Origin of the sequence: Paracoccus ravus, from assembly GCF_004522175.1 — a bacterium.
Lineage (GTDB): Bacteria > Pseudomonadota > Alphaproteobacteria > Rhodobacterales > Rhodobacteraceae > Paracoccus > Paracoccus ravus.
Genome location: NZ_SDEB01000001.1, coordinates 165,142 through 180,468 on the forward strand (window position 1 = coordinate 165,142; position 15,327 = coordinate 180,468).

At 64.9% G+C, this 15,327-nt stretch carries 14 protein-coding genes; 11 read left to right on the forward strand and 3 right to left on the reverse strand.

The window, feature by feature from the left end:
- The first annotated feature begins 36 nt into the window (after positions 1-36).
- Positions 37-777, forward strand: a complete 741-nt coding sequence (locus ESZ60_RS00880) for an N-formylglutamate amidohydrolase (RefSeq protein WP_134678516.1) — start codon at positions 37-39, stop codon at positions 775-777.
- On the opposite strand, the gene ESZ60_RS00885 is transcribed toward ESZ60_RS00880, so the two are convergent.
- A complete protein-coding gene (locus ESZ60_RS00885; RefSeq protein WP_134678517.1) occupies positions 774-2,975 on the reverse strand; it encodes a primosomal protein N' in 2,202 nt (733 codons plus the stop codon). The two genes, ESZ60_RS00880 and ESZ60_RS00885, sit on opposite strands and share 4 nt — an antisense overlap.
- Before the next feature lie 168 nt (positions 2,976-3,143).
- On the opposite strand from ESZ60_RS00885, the gene fsa reads away from it, so the two are divergent.
- The 4 genes from fsa to ESZ60_RS00905 are packed head-to-tail and all read left to right on the forward strand — an operon-like array spanning position 3,144 to position 6,243.
- Positions 3,144-3,797: a fructose-6-phosphate aldolase gene (gene fsa / locus ESZ60_RS00890; RefSeq protein WP_134678518.1), complete on the forward strand. Its 654-nt coding sequence runs from the start codon at positions 3,144-3,146 to the stop codon at positions 3,795-3,797.
- Entirely contained in the window at positions 3,797-4,507 is a 711-nt protein-coding gene (locus ESZ60_RS00895) for a DUF484 family protein (RefSeq protein ID WP_134678519.1), read from the forward strand. The genes fsa and ESZ60_RS00895 overlap by 1 nt, the downstream gene beginning before the upstream one ends.
- Positions 4,504-5,442, forward strand: coding sequence for a tyrosine recombinase XerC (locus ESZ60_RS00900; RefSeq protein ID WP_134678520.1), 939 nt, complete (start codon positions 4,504-4,506; stop codon positions 5,440-5,442). The genes ESZ60_RS00895 and ESZ60_RS00900 overlap by 4 nt, the downstream gene beginning before the upstream one ends.
- Before the next feature lie 42 nt (positions 5,443-5,484).
- On the forward strand, positions 5,485-6,243 hold the full coding sequence (locus ESZ60_RS00905) for a TSUP family transporter (protein WP_134678521.1): 759 nt from the start codon (positions 5,485-5,487) through the stop codon (positions 6,241-6,243).
- A 3-nt stretch (positions 6,244-6,246) separates the two neighbouring features.
- On the opposite strand, the gene ESZ60_RS00910 is transcribed toward ESZ60_RS00905, so the two are convergent.
- Complete coding sequence (locus ESZ60_RS00910; RefSeq protein WP_134678522.1) at positions 6,247-7,065, reverse strand: calcium-binding protein; 819 nt, start codon at positions 7,063-7,065, stop codon at positions 6,247-6,249.
- 523 nt (positions 7,066-7,588) lie between these two features.
- Here ESZ60_RS00910 and ESZ60_RS00915 point away from each other — a divergent pair.
- The gene (locus ESZ60_RS00915; RefSeq protein ID WP_134678523.1) at positions 7,589-8,107 is read left to right on the forward strand and encodes an invasion associated locus B family protein; all 519 of its coding nucleotides are present in this window, start codon (positions 7,589-7,591) and stop codon (positions 8,105-8,107) included.
- Between the two features lie 115 nt (positions 8,108-8,222).
- Positions 8,223-9,398 (forward strand): dual-specificity RNA methyltransferase RlmN, encoded by a 1,176-nt coding sequence (gene rlmN / locus ESZ60_RS00920; protein WP_134678524.1) that lies wholly within the window; start codon positions 8,223-8,225, stop codon positions 9,396-9,398.
- Positions 9,399-9,438: 40 nt separating this feature from the next.
- Here rlmN and ESZ60_RS00925 read toward each other — a convergent pair whose 3' ends face one another.
- Positions 9,439-10,383, reverse strand: coding sequence for a metallophosphoesterase (locus tag ESZ60_RS00925; RefSeq protein WP_134678525.1), 945 nt, complete (start codon positions 10,381-10,383; stop codon positions 9,439-9,441).
- Between the two features lie 172 nt (positions 10,384-10,555).
- On the opposite strand from ESZ60_RS00925, the gene gpmI reads away from it, so the two are divergent.
- From gpmI to ESZ60_RS00945, 4 genes are read left to right on the forward strand one after another with little or no spacing between them, the layout of a single operon-like run.
- On the forward strand, positions 10,556-12,079 hold the full coding sequence (gene gpmI, locus ESZ60_RS00930) for a 2,3-bisphosphoglycerate-independent phosphoglycerate mutase (protein ID WP_134678526.1): 1,524 nt from the start codon (positions 10,556-10,558) through the stop codon (positions 12,077-12,079).
- Positions 12,076-13,329, forward strand: coding sequence for a murein hydrolase activator EnvC family protein (locus ESZ60_RS00935; protein WP_134678527.1), 1,254 nt, complete (start codon positions 12,076-12,078; stop codon positions 13,327-13,329). The genes gpmI and ESZ60_RS00935 overlap by 4 nt, the downstream gene beginning before the upstream one ends.
- Entirely contained in the window at positions 13,326-14,744 is a 1,419-nt protein-coding gene (locus ESZ60_RS00940; protein ID WP_134678528.1) for a S41 family peptidase, read from the forward strand. The genes ESZ60_RS00935 and ESZ60_RS00940 overlap by 4 nt, the downstream gene beginning before the upstream one ends.
- On the forward strand, positions 14,741-15,232 hold the full coding sequence (locus tag ESZ60_RS00945) for an RNA pyrophosphohydrolase (RefSeq protein ID WP_134678529.1): 492 nt from the start codon (positions 14,741-14,743) through the stop codon (positions 15,230-15,232). The genes ESZ60_RS00940 and ESZ60_RS00945 overlap by 4 nt, the downstream gene beginning before the upstream one ends.
- The last annotated feature ends 95 nt before the right edge of the window (positions 15,233-15,327 follow it).

Sequence of the window (15,327 nt, forward strand, 5' to 3'; positions counted from 1 at the left end):
TTGTCTAAACCTTGCGATCAAGAAGGCCAAGGAACCATGACGGCAGCAGCTTTTACCACCATCGGATGTGACCGGGCGTCGCGCTGGCTCATCACCTGCGATCACGCCTCGAACCGCGTACCGGACTGGATCAATGGCGGCGATCTGGGCATCGCGCCCGAGGACATGGCCCGCCACATCGCCTATGACGTGGGCGCGGCGGGACTGTCGCGCATGCTGGCCGATAGGCTCGACGCCCCGGCGATCCTGTCGAATTTCTCGCGCCTCGTGATCGACCCGAATCGGGGCGAGGATGACCCGACGCTCTTGATGCGGATCTATGACGGCACGGTGATCCCCGCCAATCGCCGCATGGACGCGACCGAACGCGCACGGCGGCTGGAGCTGCTCTATCGTCCCTATCACAGCGCTTATGCCGCATTGGCGGCCGCCCATCCGCGCCGCGCGATCTGCGCCATTCACAGCTTTACACGGCAGTTGCGCGGCCGGGCGCGCCGACCTTGGGAAGTCGGCGTGCTTTATTCCCATCGCGACGAAAGGCTGGGTCCGCCCTTGATCCGCGAATGCCGCGACAAGGGCTGGGTCACCGGCGACAACGAGCCCTATTCCGGCCATCTGGACGGCGATTCGATCGACAGGCATGGTCTTGCCCATGGCCGCCCCAATGTGCTGATCGAAATCTGCAACGACCTGATCGAGGATGCCGCCGGGCAAATGCTCTGGGCCGAGCGGCTGGCGGGGGTGCTTGCGGGTTTTCTGGACCGCCACGGCCATTAGAAAAAGCTCTGCGGGTCTATATCAACGGATAGGCGGAGATTCGGCGGTGCCTTGGGCGCGATAGCCAGCCATTCCGAGATTGCCTGCTGCAAGGGGGCCTGCCGCGGCGCGCGAATCAGCATCCGCACCCGGTAACGCCCCCTGATACGGGCGATGGGCGCGGGCGCGGGGCCCCAAAGCTCGGCTCCGACCGATCGCAGCGGCCCGCCGCGGCGCGCCAGTTCGCGGGCGTAATCCTCGACCACGGGCTGATCGGGATGCGAGAGGATCACCCCCGCCAGCCGGCCGAAGGGCGGCATCCCGGCCTGCTGGCGCTGCATCGCCTCGGCATCCCAGAATTCCTCATCCTCGCCCGAGAGGATCGCGCGGATCACCGGATGCTCGGGCTGGTGGGTCTGCAAAAGCGCGAGGCCCCGCGCCTCGCCGCCTTCGCGACCGGCCCGGCCCGCGACCTGGCGCATCAGTTGGAAGCTGCGCTCGGCCGCGCGCATGTCGGCACCTTGCAGCCCGAGATCGGCGTCGATCACGCCGACCAGCGTCAGGCCGGGGAAATTGTGCCCCTTGGCGACGATCTGGGTGCCGATGATGATGTCGGTCTCACCGGCGCTGATCTCGGCAATGGCCTCTTTCAGCGCGCGGGCGGAATGGAACAGGTCCGAGGACAGCACCGTCGCCCGGGCCTCGGGGAAGCGCTCGGCGACCTCCTCGGCGAGGCGCTCGACGCCGGGGCCGATGGCGGTCATCCTGCCCTCGACGCCGCAGCTCGGGCAGGCGACGGGCACGGGCCGGGTCTCGCCGCATTGGTGGCAGACGAGGCGATTCTGGAACCGGTGCTCGACCATGCGGGCATCGCATTGCTCGCAGCCGACCTGCTGGCCGCAGGCCCGGCAGGCGGTGATCGGGGCATAGCCGCGCCGGTTCAGGAACAGAAGCGACTGCTCGCCCCTTGCCTTGCGCGCGCGGATCTCGGCGGCAAGGCGCGGGCTGATCCAGCGGCCCTTCTCCATCTCCTGCTTGCGCAGGTCGATCGCGCCCATCTCGGGCAGTTCCGCCGTGCCATAGCGCGCGCGCAGATCGATGCGGGCATATTTTCCCGCCCCCGCATTCACCCAACTTTCCAGCGAGGGCGTGGCCGAGGCCAGCACCACCTGCGCACCCGCGACCGAGGCGCGCAGCACCGCCATGTCGCGGGCGCTGTAAAAGACGACATCCTCCTGCTTGTAGGAGCTGTCATGCTCTTCATCGACGACGATCAGGCCAAGATCGGCAAAGGGCAGGAACAGCGCCGAGCGCGCGCCCACGACCATGCCGACATGGTTCGTCGCGGCCATGGTCCACAACCTGCGGCGTTCGGTGCGCGTGATGCCCGAATGCCATTCGCCGGGACGCTCGCCGAAACGCGCCTCGACGCGGTTCAGGAATTCCGAGGACAGCGCGATCTCGGGCAGCAGGACCAGCGCCTGCCGCCCCTGCCGCAGACATTCCGCGACGGCTTCCAGATAGACCTCGGTCTTGCCCGAGCCGGTGACGCCGCGCAAAAGCGTCGTGCCGTAGCGGCGGCCCTGAAGCGCCGTGCGCAATTGCTGCGCCGCCTCGGCCTGATCGGGGGCCAGCGGCTTGCCCGGCAGATCGGGATCGAGCTTGGGATAGGGCGTATCGCGCGGGGCTAAGGTCTCGGTCAGCGTGCCCGCCTTGACCAGACCTTGAACGACGCTGGAGGTGACCCCGGCCAGTTGCGCCAGTTCCGAGGGCGCGAAACCCGCCCCGCCGTGATCCTCGATCACCTGCAGGACGGCTGCGCGGGCATCTGTCATGCGCTCGGGCGGCGGACCGGCGCGATGGATCACCCGCCGGGCCGAGGGCGGCTGATCCAGATCCGGGGCCCGCGTCGCCATCCGCAGCATCGCGGGCAGCGGCGTCAGGGTATATTCCCCCATCCGGGTCAGGAACTCGATCATCTCGGGGGCAAGCGGCGGCGCATCGACCAGCCGCGCGACGGGGCGCAGTTTCGAGGCATCGAAATCCCCCATGCCCGGCCCCCAGACCGCGCCCATGACCCGGCGCGGCCCCAAAGGCACGACGACCAGCTGGCCCAGCCGCACGCCGCCCTCGGGCGCGAGATAGTCGAGGATGCCCACGACCTCTTGCGTCAGCACGGCAATGCGCGTGCCATGGGGGTAGAAAAGCGGCCGCTCCATCGGTCAGAGCATGAATCTGTTGCTTCGGGCGTTCACGCGGGTCTCCGGCAGGGCGTGGCAGGATTGTGGCACGCCGCGTCCTTCGGCCGCAAGCCGCCCGCCCGGACTTCACCCGCGAGCCATTATCGGCTAAACCCACACCAAATCCCGAAAGCAAGGCCATCTGCCATGAAATTCTTCGTCGATACCGCCGACACCGCCGCCATTCGTGAACTGAACGATCTGGGCATGGTCGATGGCGTCACTACCAACCCCTCGCTGATCCTGAAATCGGGCCGCGACATCATCGAAGTGACCAAGGAAATCTGCGACATCGTCGAAGGCCCGGTCAGCGCCGAGGTGGTCGCGAAAGACGCCGCCGAGATGATCCGCGAAGGCAAGCACCTGGCCGAGATCGCCAAGAACATCACCGTCAAGGTCCCGCTGACCTGGGACGGCCTCAAGGCCTGTAAGGCGCTGTCGTCCGAAGGCCACATGGTCAACGTGACGCTGTGCTTCTCGGCAGCGCAGGCGATCCTGGCCGCGAAAGCTGGCGCGACCTTCATCAGCCCCTTCATCGGCCGTCTGGACGACATCAACCTCGACGGGATGCAGCTGATCGAGGACATCCGCACGATCTATGACAATTACGACTTCCGCACCGAGATCCTGGCGGCCTCGATCCGCTCGGTGAACCACATCACCGACGCTGCCCGCGTCGGCGCCGATGTCATCACCGCGCCGCCGGCCGTGATCAAGTCGATGGTCAACCACGTCCTGACCGACAAGGGTCTGGCGCAGTTCGACGCCGACTGGGCCAAGACCGGCCAGAAGATCGGCTGATGAGCAAGGATCAGGCCGTCGATCTTCCCGAGGATCTGCGCGCCCGGCTCTTGGCCCGGCCCGAACTGATCCTTTCCGACCGCGACCTGATGCGCGCGCTGATCGGCGCGCGCGAAGCGGATTTCGGCGACAATGTCGTCGATATCCGCGGCCGGGCGATGGAGGCGCTGGAGACGCGCCTCGATCGTCTGGAGACCGCCCATGAATCGGTGATCTCGACCGCCTATGAAAACCAGTCGGGGATGAACACCATCCACCGCGCGGTGCTGTCGCTGCTGGAGCCGATGGATTTCGACGCCTTTCTGGAAAATCTGGAAAGCGCCGTCGCCCCCATCCTGCGGGTCGAGACCCTGCGGCTGATCATGGAAACCAACGCCCCCGAGACGCGACCGGATCTGTCCGGACCGCTGACCATCGTGGCGAGCGGGACCATCGCAGAGATGATCTCGGGCGGAAGGCGCGCGCCGCGCGGGGATGACATCATCCTGCGCCGCGTCGCCGAGCAGTCCGAGGCGCTTCACGGCAATGCCCGCGCGCCGATCCGCTCCGAGGCGCTTTTGCCCATCGATCTGGGTGTCGGCCGCTTCCCGGCTCTGCTCTTGATGGGATCGAGTGATGGCGCGCGGTTCAGCCCGGCGCATGGCACGGATCTTTTGCGCTTCTTTGGTCAGGCCTTCAGGCTTGTCCTGATCTCGTGGCTGCGGGAATGACCGCAGACCACCCGCCGCTTGCCCTAGCGCCTCTGATGGCGGACCAACTGGCGCGGTGGCTCGACAGCGAGCGGGCGACGCGCGACCGTTCGGACAATACGATTCGCGCCTATCAGGCCGATCTGCTGACTTTTCTGGCCTTTCTCGGCGGCTATCACGGCACGCCTGCCCTGCCCGGCACATTGGGCGAGTTGACCCAATCCGACATGCGCGCCTTTGCCGCCGCCGAGCGCGGTCGGGGGCTGGGCGCGCGCTCGCTGGCACGCAGGCTGTCGGCGGTGCGCAGCTTCATTCGCTGGATGTCGGATCGCCACGGCTTTGACGCCTCGAAGGCCTTGGCCTCGCGCGGGCCGAAATATGCCCGCTCGCTGCCGCGCCCGCTCGCCCCCGAGCAGGCGCAGGACCTGCTGGAGATCGCGGGCGAATCGCATTCAGAGCCTTGGATCGCGGCCCGCGATGCCGCCGTGCTGACGCTGCTTTACGGCTGCGGGCTGCGAATTTCCGAGGCCTTGCAGCTTGATGGCGCGGATTTCCCCCTGCGCGAGTCGCTGACCATTCGTGGCAAGGGGCAGAAAGAACGGCAGGTTCCGGTCCTTCCGGTCGCCCGCGACGCCGTCGAGGAGTATATCCGCCTTTGCCCCTACCCGGTCGAGCCGCGCGCGCCCCTGTTTCGCGGCGCACGCGGCGGCAGGTTAAACGCCTCGGTCCTGGGCAATGCGATGCGGCTGATGCGGCAATCGCTGGGCCTGCCGCAATCCGCGACGCCCCATGCGCTGCGCCATTCCTTTGCCACGCATCTCTTGGCCGCCGGTGGCGATCTGCGCACGATCCAGGAACTTCTGGGCCATGCCAGCCTGTCGACGACGCAGGTCTATACCGGCGTCGATGATGCCCGTTTGCTCGCCGTTTACCTGTCGGCGCATCCGCGCGGCTGAGGCGGCTTTACAAAGCCCGAACGCGGCCCCAAGACAGCCGCCATGTTCGAACTGTCCCTTGACCTCGTCCTGCTCTTGATCGGTGCCGCCTTCGCCGCCGGTTTCGTCGATTCCATCGCCGGAGGCGGAGGGCTGATCACCCTGCCTGTCCTGATGCTGGCCGGCGTGCCCCCCGCGCAGGCTCTCGCCACGAACAAGGTGCAGGGGGTGTTTGGGGCGGCAACTGCGGCCATTTCCTATGCCCGGCGCGGTCTGGTGGACCTGCGCAGCCAAAGGCTGGAAGCGGCCATCGCCCTGATCGCCGGGTTTATCGGGGCGCTTTTCGTGACCTCGATCCCGACCGACGCGCTGCGTTACGGTCTGCCCGTGGTGCTGGTCGCGATCGCGGTGTTTTTCGCATTGAAGCCGGGGATCGACGACAGCGACCGCGCAAGGCGCGTCTCTCCCTTGGTGTTCACCGCCACGGCGGTGCCGCTGATCGCCTTCTATGACGGGCTGATCGGCCCCGGAACCGGCGCGTTTTTCATGCTCAGCTTTGTCATGCTGGCCGGATATGGCGTGCTGAAGGCCACAGCCCATACCAAATTGCTGAATTTTGCCTCGAATCTCGGAAGCCTGATCGCCTTTGCCGCGATCGGCAATCCGCTCTGGGCCGTCGGCGCCGCCATGGCCGTGGCCCAGATCGCCGGGGCGAGCCTGGGCGCACGCTTGGCCATGCGCATCGGTTCCCGGGTCATCAAGCCGTTGCTGGTCGTGACCTCGGGCGCGCTTGCGCTGCGGCTGATCTGGCAGATGCTCTGAACCTCAGACGAAGTCGAACATCGACGCTTCGAGCTGGCCGAGAGGCACGCCCTGCAGCGTCAGCGTATTGCCACCGCCGAACAGGAAGACCACGTCCTTGCCCACCTGATTCGCCGTCGCATAGAGATCGGCGTAATCGTCGATCCCCTCGATATCGATGGTGATGTCTTCGGGCGGCGCACCGGTTTCGCTGCCGTCCTTGCGCAGCCCGGTCTCGAAATCGATGATCTTGTCGGTGCCACCATTATACATGAACTCGTCATGGCCCCAGCCGCCCGACAAGAGGTCATTGCCGCCTCCGCCGCTCAGCGTGTCATCCCCGAAATCGCCGCGCAGCGTATCCTTGCCGGCATTCCCCGCAAGGTAATCATTTCCGTAACCGCCATAGAGAATGTCATTGCCATCCTCTCCGATCAGGCTGTCATTGCCGAAAAAGCCATAAAGGCTGTCATTTCCGACACCGCCATAGATCGTGTCATTGGCCGTGCCGCCATCGATGAAATCATTGCCGTACTGGCCCCAGAAAATATCGTTTCCGGAATTGCCGAACAGGAAATCCTGCCCGTTGCCGCCCCAGAGGCTGTCATCGCCGGTGCCGCCAGTCAGGAAATCGACCCCGTCATAGCCGAACAGGCGATCGTTTCCGGCAAGGCCAAGGATACCGTCATCCTTGTTCGTGCCACGAAGCGTGTCATTGCCCATCGTGCCGCTAAGGACATTGAGGTCACTCAGCCGATCCAGCTGGTCGTCGAGGGTCTCGGCGATATCGGCCAGCATATCGGCATAGATCACGGCATAGTATCTGTAGGAAAGCGTCGCCATGAGGGGACTCCTTGCATGATGCAGACGTGAAGCATCTCATCTTAGCCCAGATGCCGCGACATTGTGGCGACACAGGTAGCGACATCAGACAAATTGGACAAAATCCAAGCCAACGCGCCGGGGTCTGCGCGTAATGCTGCCGGCTGCCGAAAGAAGGTCCTCGGTCTTTGCATATGTTCCGGGCAGAGCGCTCCGAAATGCCGTCGGAAAGCGATTCGCGGGCTTCGCGCACCGCGCGTAAGGAGCCGTCGGTCGCAACCACGCCGCGAGATGGACGAGTTTTCGGACTCGCTCCGGACCGACCGGAGCCTGTCTCATCAAGCCCCGGCAAGGGTGAGAGCCGGTCCCGTGGCCCTGCCCTACCGCCGGGTCGGCACCCGCGACCCTGACATTCCCGCGATTTTCCGGGAACGGGGGTTTTTCCAAGGGGCGATTTCGCATTATCCTGCGCTTAGACAGTTGAAACCACCAAATTCATCGGCAACAAGCCGGGGTAAACCGGACAATGCCAGGAGGCCAGAGCATGTTGTATTCCGTGTCGCGGGTGGCGGGGGCAGCCGCCCTTATCGCTGCCGCCCTTACCACCCCCGTTCTTGCACAGGATTCGATCGGGAATTCCGGCAGTTGGACCGCGTTCTCGGCATCCAGCCCGAAAGAATGCTGGGCGGTCTCGGCCCCGGTGGAAAGCCGGAATACCGATGCGGACGGCAATCCCAAAGAGGTGACGCGTGGCGATATCCGCCTTTACGTCACCTACCGCCCCGGCCAGGCGGGCGAGGTCTCCTTTGCCGGGGGCTACCCCTTCGCCTCCGGCTCGACCGTCGAGCTGAACGTGGGTGGCCAGGTGTTCAAGCTGTTCACCGAGGGCGAAAGCGCCTGGGCCGAATCCCCCGCTGCGGATGGAAAACTGATCTCGGCCCTGCGCGCGGGCTCGTCCGCCACGGTTTCGGGGCAGTCCGGACGCGGAACCGTGACCAAGGACAGCTTCAGCCTGTCGGGCATCACGGCAATGACCAACAAGGCCCAGAGCGCCTGCAAATAATCCACTTACAGGGCTGAATCCGGCGATTCCACGAACAGGGGCCTGCGCCCCTGTTTTCTTTTGGGCGCGATTACCCTATATAACTGCCTTCCCCAGCCGCCCGGACACCCTAGCCATGACCGCCCCGATCACTCAGGACCTGTTGACCATCCCGCGCAAATTGCCGGAATCGGCGCTGACGAATATCGTCGGCCTGACCCGCGACCAGCTGCGCGACGCCCTGATCGAGGCGGGCACGCCCGAGAAGCAAGCCAAGATGCGCGTCGGCCAGATCTGGCAATGGGTCTATCACTGGGGCGTGCGCGATTTCGCGCAGATGACCAATCTGGCCAAGGATTACCGCGCCTTTCTGGCCGAGCGTTTCGAGATCTCGCTGCCCGAGATCGTCACCCGCCAGATCTCGGCGGACGGCACGCGCAAGTACCTTTTGCGCATCGCCGGCGGCCATGAGGTCGAGACTGTCTATATCCCCGAAGAAAACCGCGGCACGCTCTGCATTTCCAGCCAAGTCGGCTGCACGCTGACCTGCTCCTTCTGTCATACCGGCACGCAAAAGCTGGTGCGCAACCTGACGGCCGGGGAAATCGTCGGGCAGGTCATGGTGGCACGTGACGATCTGGGCGAATGGCCGGTGCAGGGCGCGCCCAAGGACGAGACGCGCCTCGTCTCGAATGTCGTGCTGATGGGCATGGGCGAGCCGCTTTACAATTTCGACAATGTCCGCGACGCGATGAAGGTCGTGATGGATGGCGAGGGCATCAGCCTGTCGCGCCGCCGCATCACGCTGTCCACGTCCGGCATCGTCCCCGAGATTGCCAAGACCGCCGAAGAGATCGGCTGCCTGCTGGCCGTCAGCTTCCATGCGACCACCGACGAGACCCGCAACATGCTGGTCCCGGTGAACAAGAAATGGAACATCGAGACGCTGCTGAACGCGCTGCGCGAATATCCGCGCCTGTCGAACAGCGAGCGCATCACCTTCGAATATGTCATGCTGGACGGCGTGAACGACAGCGACGCGGATGCCCGCCGTCTGGTCAAGCTGATCCGTGGCATCCCGGCCAAGATCAACCTGATCCCGTTCAACGAATGGCCCGGCGTCGCCTATAAGCGCTCGAGCTGGGAGCGCATCGAGGCCTTTGCCGATATCGTCCACAAGGCTGGCTATGCCTCGCCGATCCGCACCCCGCGCGGCGAGGACATCATGGCCGCCTGCGGCCAGCTGAAATCGGCGACCGAGCGCGGCCGCAAGTCCCGCGCCGAGATCGCGGCAGAGGCCGCCAGCGCCTGAGATGACGTCGCCGGGCCCTGCAAGGCCCGGCATCTTCCAATCAGACCATCAGGGCCAGCACCCGATTTTCCTCGCGTCCAAAGCCCTGAATCTCGATCCGGTCTGCATGAACGGAAACGATTGCGAAGCAGGACGTATCGGGCGTGTCGACCATGCCGCAGAAATTCACGAAATGCTGGTTCCCGACCGCGCCGTAGTTCCCGGCGTGATTATGGCCGTTGAACCACGCGGCGCAATGCGGATGGCGCTTGACCAGTTCGACGATCCGTTCGCTGTCCCACAGGTTATGCTCGTTCGCAGGATAGACCGGGTAATGGCAGAGCACGATCGCGCGCTCGCCCGCCGCCTGCGCGTCCGTCAGCCTTTCGTCCAGCCAGGCGAATTGCTTGTCCGATAGCGATCCGTTCCAGCTCTGCGCATTCGCCGCGCCGCTTTCCTTCAGCTTGGCCAGACGCTCGGCCGCCAGTTCGCGGCGCGGATCACCCTTGGGCGGGCCAAAGGTCGAGACGTCATTGCCGTCCAGCGCAATGAAGCGCACGCCCTTGAACGAAAAATCATAATAGGGCGCGGGCATGCCGACGGTTCGGGCAACGGAGGGAATCCACTCAGCCGCGTAATCGTAATCGTGGTTGCCCAGCACGAAATGCTTTTTGTGCTGCAGGCGATCATAGACCGGCAGGATATGGTTATAGCTTTCCCAGTGGCGGTCGATGATGTCGCCCAAGGTCACCACGAATTCCAGATCAGCATGCTTGTTCAACTCGGCAATCGCCTCGTTCAGCTTCCACAGCGAATTGGCATAGAAGCGCGTGCCCTGTTCGTTCGGCACGACGGGCGCGAATTGAGGGTCGCTCAGTACCCCGAAGCGAAAGGGAGTGAACGCGGGGGCGGAATTGCCCCCTTGCGCCTTGGCGGCGGTCCCGGCGGCGGCGGTTGCAAGCGCCGCCGCCGGAGCGGCCGCCATGAGATTTCGACGGGTCAACATGGTTCATTCTCCGAAATGGGGATTGGGAATGATGCCGCTCTAATCGGCAAGCCTGACAAGTGCGTGACAGGGCGCGATGGCCTTCCGCATCACGATCATGCCACTTTCCACCCCGAACTTGCCCCGCGCGGCGCAGGGACGTAGAAGCGTCGGGACCGTGAAAGAGGCGCCTATGACCGTTCCCAAGCCCGTCGTCCTTTGCATCCTCGATGGATGGGGCATGTCCAACCGCCCCGAGCAAAGCGCGCCGGATCAGGCCAGCACCCCGAACTTTGATCGGCTGATGCATGACTGCCCGCATGGCAGCCTGATCACCTTTGGCCCCGATGTCGGACTGCCCAAGGGCCAGATGGGCAATTCCGAGGTCGGCCATACCAATATCGGCGCGGGCCGGGTCGTGGCGATGGATCTGGGCCAGATCGACCTCGCGATCGAGGATGGCAGCTTCTACGAAAATACCGGCCTCGATGCCTTCATCGATAGCCTCAAGGCCAGCGGCGGGACCGCGCATCTGATGGGCGTGGTCTCGGATGGTGGCGTGCATGGCCATATCCAGCATGTCCTTGCCGCCGCGCGGGCAGTCGCCGAAAAGGGCGTGCCGGTCGTGTTGCATGCAATCACCGATGGCCGCGACGTGCCGCCGAAATCGGCCATGGGCTTCGTCACCGAACTGACCGGCAACCTGCCCAAGGGCGTGCGGATTGGGACCGTGATCGGGCGCTATTTCGCCATGGACCGCGACAACCGCTGGGAGCGCGTGAGCCGCGCCTATGCCGCGATGGTCCGCGCCGAGGGCCTTGCCGCCCCGGACGCCGCCCATGCCGTCGAGGCGGCGTACCTCAAGGACGAGACCGACGAGTTCATCCAGCCCACGGTGATCGGCGATTATGCCGGCGCCAAGGATGGCGACGGCTTTTTCTGCCTGAATTTCCGCGCCGACCGCGCCCGCGAGATCCTTGCCGCCCTCGGCCAGCCGGATTTCGACGCATTCGAGACTGGCACGCGCCCGCAATGGGCCGCGCTTCTGGGCATGGTCGATTACTCGGCCAAGCATGATGAATACATGACCGCCGCCTATCCCAAGCGTCAGGTGGTCAATACGCTCGGCGCTTGGGTCGCGGCCAAGGGCCTGCGCCAGTTCCGCCTCGCCGAGACCGAGAAATACCCCCATGTCACATTCTTCCTGAACGGCGGCAAGGAGACCCCCGAGCCGGGCGAAGACCGCTTCATGCCGGCAAGCCCCAAGGTCGCGACCTATGACCTCGCGCCCGAAATGGCCGCGCCCGAGGTCAGCGCGAAACTCGTCGAGGCGATCGAGGCGGGCTATGACCTGATCGTGGTGAACTTCGCCAATCCCGACATGGTTGGCCATACCGGCAGCCTGCCCGCCGCGATCCGCGCCTGCGAAGCCGTGGACAAGGGGCTGGGCGTGATGATCGAGGCGCTGGAAAAAGCAGGAGGCGCGGCGGTGGTAATCGCCGATCACGGCAATTGCGAAACCATGATCGACCCCGAGACCGGCGGGCCCCATACCGCCCATACCGTGAACCCGGTCCCCGTCATCGTCTTTGGCGGCCCCGCGAATGCCTCGCTGCGGGCCGGGAGGCTGGCGGATGTCGCGCCGACGGTGCTGGACCTGATGGGGCTGGATCTGCCGCCCGAAATGACCGGCACATCGCTGATCCATCGCGCATGAAGCTGAAACGCGCCCGCCCTGCTTTTCTGGCCGCCCTGCTGGCCGCCAGCCTTGGCTCTGTCGCCCCGGCCCAGACCGCCGGATCGGCCTCGCCGTCTTCGCCTTTGGCCGAGGCCGCAGCCGAGGCGGGCGAAGCGGCCGAGATGCTGCGCGAGGCGACAGGCCAGCTTGACGCCGCGCTGAGCAAGGAAGATCAGGTCGCCTCGCTGACCCAGATGATCCGCGCCTATGAGCAGGGCCTTTCGGCGCTGCGCGACGGGCTGCGCCGGGCCGGTATCCGTGAACAAGAGATCCATTCTCAGTTCGAGGCCCGCCGCGAACGCCTGGGCCGGATCATCGGCGTGATGACCGCGATGCAGCGCTCGCCCGAGACATTGCTTCTGCTGCATCCTGCCGGACCCGAATCCTCGGCGCGTGCAGGCATGATCCTGTCCTCAGTCGCGCCGGGACTTCGGGCCGAGGCCGCCGAGATGCAGCAGCGGCTCGAGGAAATCCGAACCGTCCGAGCAATTCAGCTGAACTCGGCCAATACGCTCGCCCAAGGGCTGGCCCAGGTGCAGGAGGCGCGCCGCCTGCTGGCCTCGGCCGTGACCGACCGCTCGCAGATGCCGGTCCGGTTCGGCGACAACCCGGCGGAATTGACCGCGCTGGTGGAATCGACCGACACACTCGAAGCCTTTGCTTCGGGGATTGTCGGAATCGAACAGGATGTCGGCGCACCCATGGCCGATTTCGAGGGCGCGCAGGGCAACCTGCCCCTGCCCGCGATCGGCAAGGTGCTGCGCGGATACGATCAGGCCGACGAGGCCGGGGTGACGCGACCAGGCATGGTCATCGCAACCGGCCCCGCCGCGCTGGTCACCACGCCCTGGGCCGCCACCATCCGCTATCGCGGTCCGCTCCTTGATTACGGCAATGTGATGATCACCGAGCCCGCGCGGGGGTATCTGATGGTATTTGCCGGACTGGGTCAGGTCTTTGGCGAAGTCGGTGACGTGCTCGCCCCCGGTGAGCCGATTGGTCTGATGGGCGGGACGGAACCTGCGGCCGCCGAGTTCGGCGCTGAATTCGTTGCCAATGCAGCCATGGGAGGCGGCGCTGGACAGACCGAGACACTGTATGTTGAACTGCGCAAAGGCAAGGAAACTCTGGACCCGGCGGAGTGGTTCGTGATGAATCCCATCATGGGCGAGGCCAGTCAGGACACCAACAGCCACAACGAAACCGGGCAGGACGGATCGACAGAATGAAACATTACCTTCTTGCCGGCGCGATCGGCACCATGGCGGGCGCAGTTGTCGCCACGCAATTCGCGGGCCCCCTCATCGCGCAGGAGACCGGCAAGAACGCCTCGATCTATGAGCAGCTCGATCTTTTCGGTAACGTCTTCGAGCGCGTGCGCGCCGATTACGTCGAACAGGTCGACGACAAGACGCTGATCGAGGCCGCGATCAACGGGATGCTGACCTCGCTCGACCCGCATAGCTCGTTCCTTTCGGCCAAGGATTACGAGGATATGCAGACCCAGACCCGGGGCAGCTTCGGCGGGCTCGGGATCGAGGTCGGGCAAGAGGACGGGCTGGTCAAGGTCATCTCGCCCATCGACGACACCCCCGCCGCCGAGGCAGGCGTGAAGGCGGGCGATTTCATCACCCATGTGAACGGCGAATCGCTGATGGGGCTGAACCTCGACGAAGCCGTCGAAAAGATGCGCGGGCCGGTCGGTTCGGAAATCAAGATCACCATCCTGCGTCAGGGCGAACAAGAGCCCTTTGACCTGACCATCGTGCGCGACACGATCAAGCTGACCGTGGTCAAGACCCGCGTCGAAGGTCATTCGGTCGTGCTGCGCGTCTCGACCTTCAATGACGAGACGATGGACACCCTGCGTTCCGAGATGGCCAAGGCGATCAAGAATGCCGGTGGGGTGGACAAGATCACCGGCTTCGTCCTTGATCTGCGCAACAACCCCGGCGGCTTGCTCAATCAGGCGATCGAGGTGTCCGATGCCTTCCTCGACAAGGGTGAGATCGTCTCGACCCGCGGCCGCAAACCCGAGGAAAGCGAGCGCTGGAACGCCCAGACCGGCGATCTGGCCGAGGGCAAGCCGATGGTCGTTCTGATCAATGGCGGTTCGGCATCGGCCTCGGAAATCGTGACCGGCGCATTGCAGGATCATCGCCGCGCGATTGTCGTGGGCACGAAATCCTTCGGCAAGGGCTCGGTCCAGACCGTGATGCCGGTCACATCGGACAGCGCCATCCGGCTGACCACCGCACGCTATTACACGCCCTCGGGCCGCTCCATCCAGTCGCTGGGCATCCAGCCGGACATCATCGTCGAACAGCCGCAGCCCAAACCCGTGGATGAGGCCGAGGCCGGCAAGCCCAAGACCGAGTCGAGCTTCTCGAATTCCGAAGCCGACCTGCGCGGCGCGCTGAACAACGATTCCATCACCGACGAAGAACGCAAGCAGATCGAGGACGAGGCCAAGCAGGTCGAGGCCACCGCCAAGCTGCGCGAAGAGGATTACCAGCTCGCCTATGCGGTGGACATCCTCAAGGGTCTGTCGGCGGTCAGCTTCAGCGCCGGCACCGTTCCCGACAGCGCCAAGCCCGCAGTGACGGGCGAGGATGCCACCGACGAGGGCGCGGCCAATCAATGACCGAGCAGTTGCTTGGCCCGGCTGGCCTGCCCTATCGGCCCTGCGCCGGGGTCGTTCTGATCAACGCGGATGGGCTGGTCTTTGCCGGCCAGCGCATCGACAATCCGGGCCATGCCTGGCAGATGCCGCAAGGCGGGATCGACGCGGGGGAAACCCCGCGCGAGGCCGCCCTGCGGGAACTGGTCGAGGAAACCGGCGTCTCGCCCGATCTGGTCGAGATCCTGGCCGAATCGCCGGATTGGGTGACCTATGACCTGCCGCCCGAACTTCTTGGCAAGGTCTGGAAGGGGCGTTTCGGCGGACAGCAGCAGAAATGGCTGGCGCTGAGGTTTCTGGGGTCCGAGGGCGATATCCGGATCGAGACTGAGCATCCGGAATTCGACCGCTGGCAATGGATGCGTGCCGAAGATCTGGTCGCGAGCATCGTCCCCTTCAAGCGCGCGGTCTATGAGCAGGTGTTTCGGGATTTCGCGGATCTGCTAAGCTGAGCGACGCTTAAAACTGTCTATGGCTGCAACGGCGGACGAAACCCGACCGCCGTCTCTTGTTCTCTGTGATGGCCGCGGTCAATCTCCGACCGCCC

Coding starts and splice junctions, on each gene's coding strand:
- ESZ60_RS00880 (WP_134678516.1), top strand. CDS start 37: ATGACGGCAGCAGCTTTTACCACCATCGGATGTGACCGGGCGTCGCGC.
- ESZ60_RS00945 (WP_134678529.1), top strand. CDS start 14,741: ATGACCGAGCAGTTGCTTGGCCCGGCTGGCCTGCCCTATCGGCCCTGC.
- gpmI (WP_134678526.1), top strand. CDS start 10,556: ATGACCGTTCCCAAGCCCGTCGTCCTTTGCATCCTCGATGGATGGGGC.
- ESZ60_RS00925 (WP_134678525.1), bottom strand. CDS start 10,383: ATGTTGACCCGTCGAAATCTCATGGCGGCCGCTCCGGCGGCGGCGCTT.
- fsa (WP_134678518.1), top strand. CDS start 3,144: ATGAAATTCTTCGTCGATACCGCCGACACCGCCGCCATTCGTGAACTG.
- ESZ60_RS00910 (WP_134678522.1), bottom strand. CDS start 7,065: ATGGCGACGCTTTCCTACAGATACTATGCCGTGATCTATGCCGATATG.
- ESZ60_RS00940 (WP_134678528.1), top strand. CDS start 13,326: ATGAAACATTACCTTCTTGCCGGCGCGATCGGCACCATGGCGGGCGCA.
- ESZ60_RS00895 (WP_134678519.1), top strand. CDS start 3,797: ATGAGCAAGGATCAGGCCGTCGATCTTCCCGAGGATCTGCGCGCCCGG.
- ESZ60_RS00900 (WP_134678520.1), top strand. CDS start 4,504: ATGACCGCAGACCACCCGCCGCTTGCCCTAGCGCCTCTGATGGCGGAC.
- ESZ60_RS00935 (WP_134678527.1), top strand. CDS start 12,076: ATGAAGCTGAAACGCGCCCGCCCTGCTTTTCTGGCCGCCCTGCTGGCC.
- ESZ60_RS00915 (WP_134678523.1), top strand. CDS start 7,589: ATGTTGTATTCCGTGTCGCGGGTGGCGGGGGCAGCCGCCCTTATCGCT.
- rlmN (WP_134678524.1), top strand. CDS start 8,223: ATGACCGCCCCGATCACTCAGGACCTGTTGACCATCCCGCGCAAATTG.
- ESZ60_RS00885 (WP_134678517.1), bottom strand. CDS start 2,975: ATGGAGCGGCCGCTTTTCTACCCCCATGGCACGCGCATTGCCGTGCTG.
- ESZ60_RS00905 (WP_134678521.1), top strand. CDS start 5,485: ATGTTCGAACTGTCCCTTGACCTCGTCCTGCTCTTGATCGGTGCCGCC.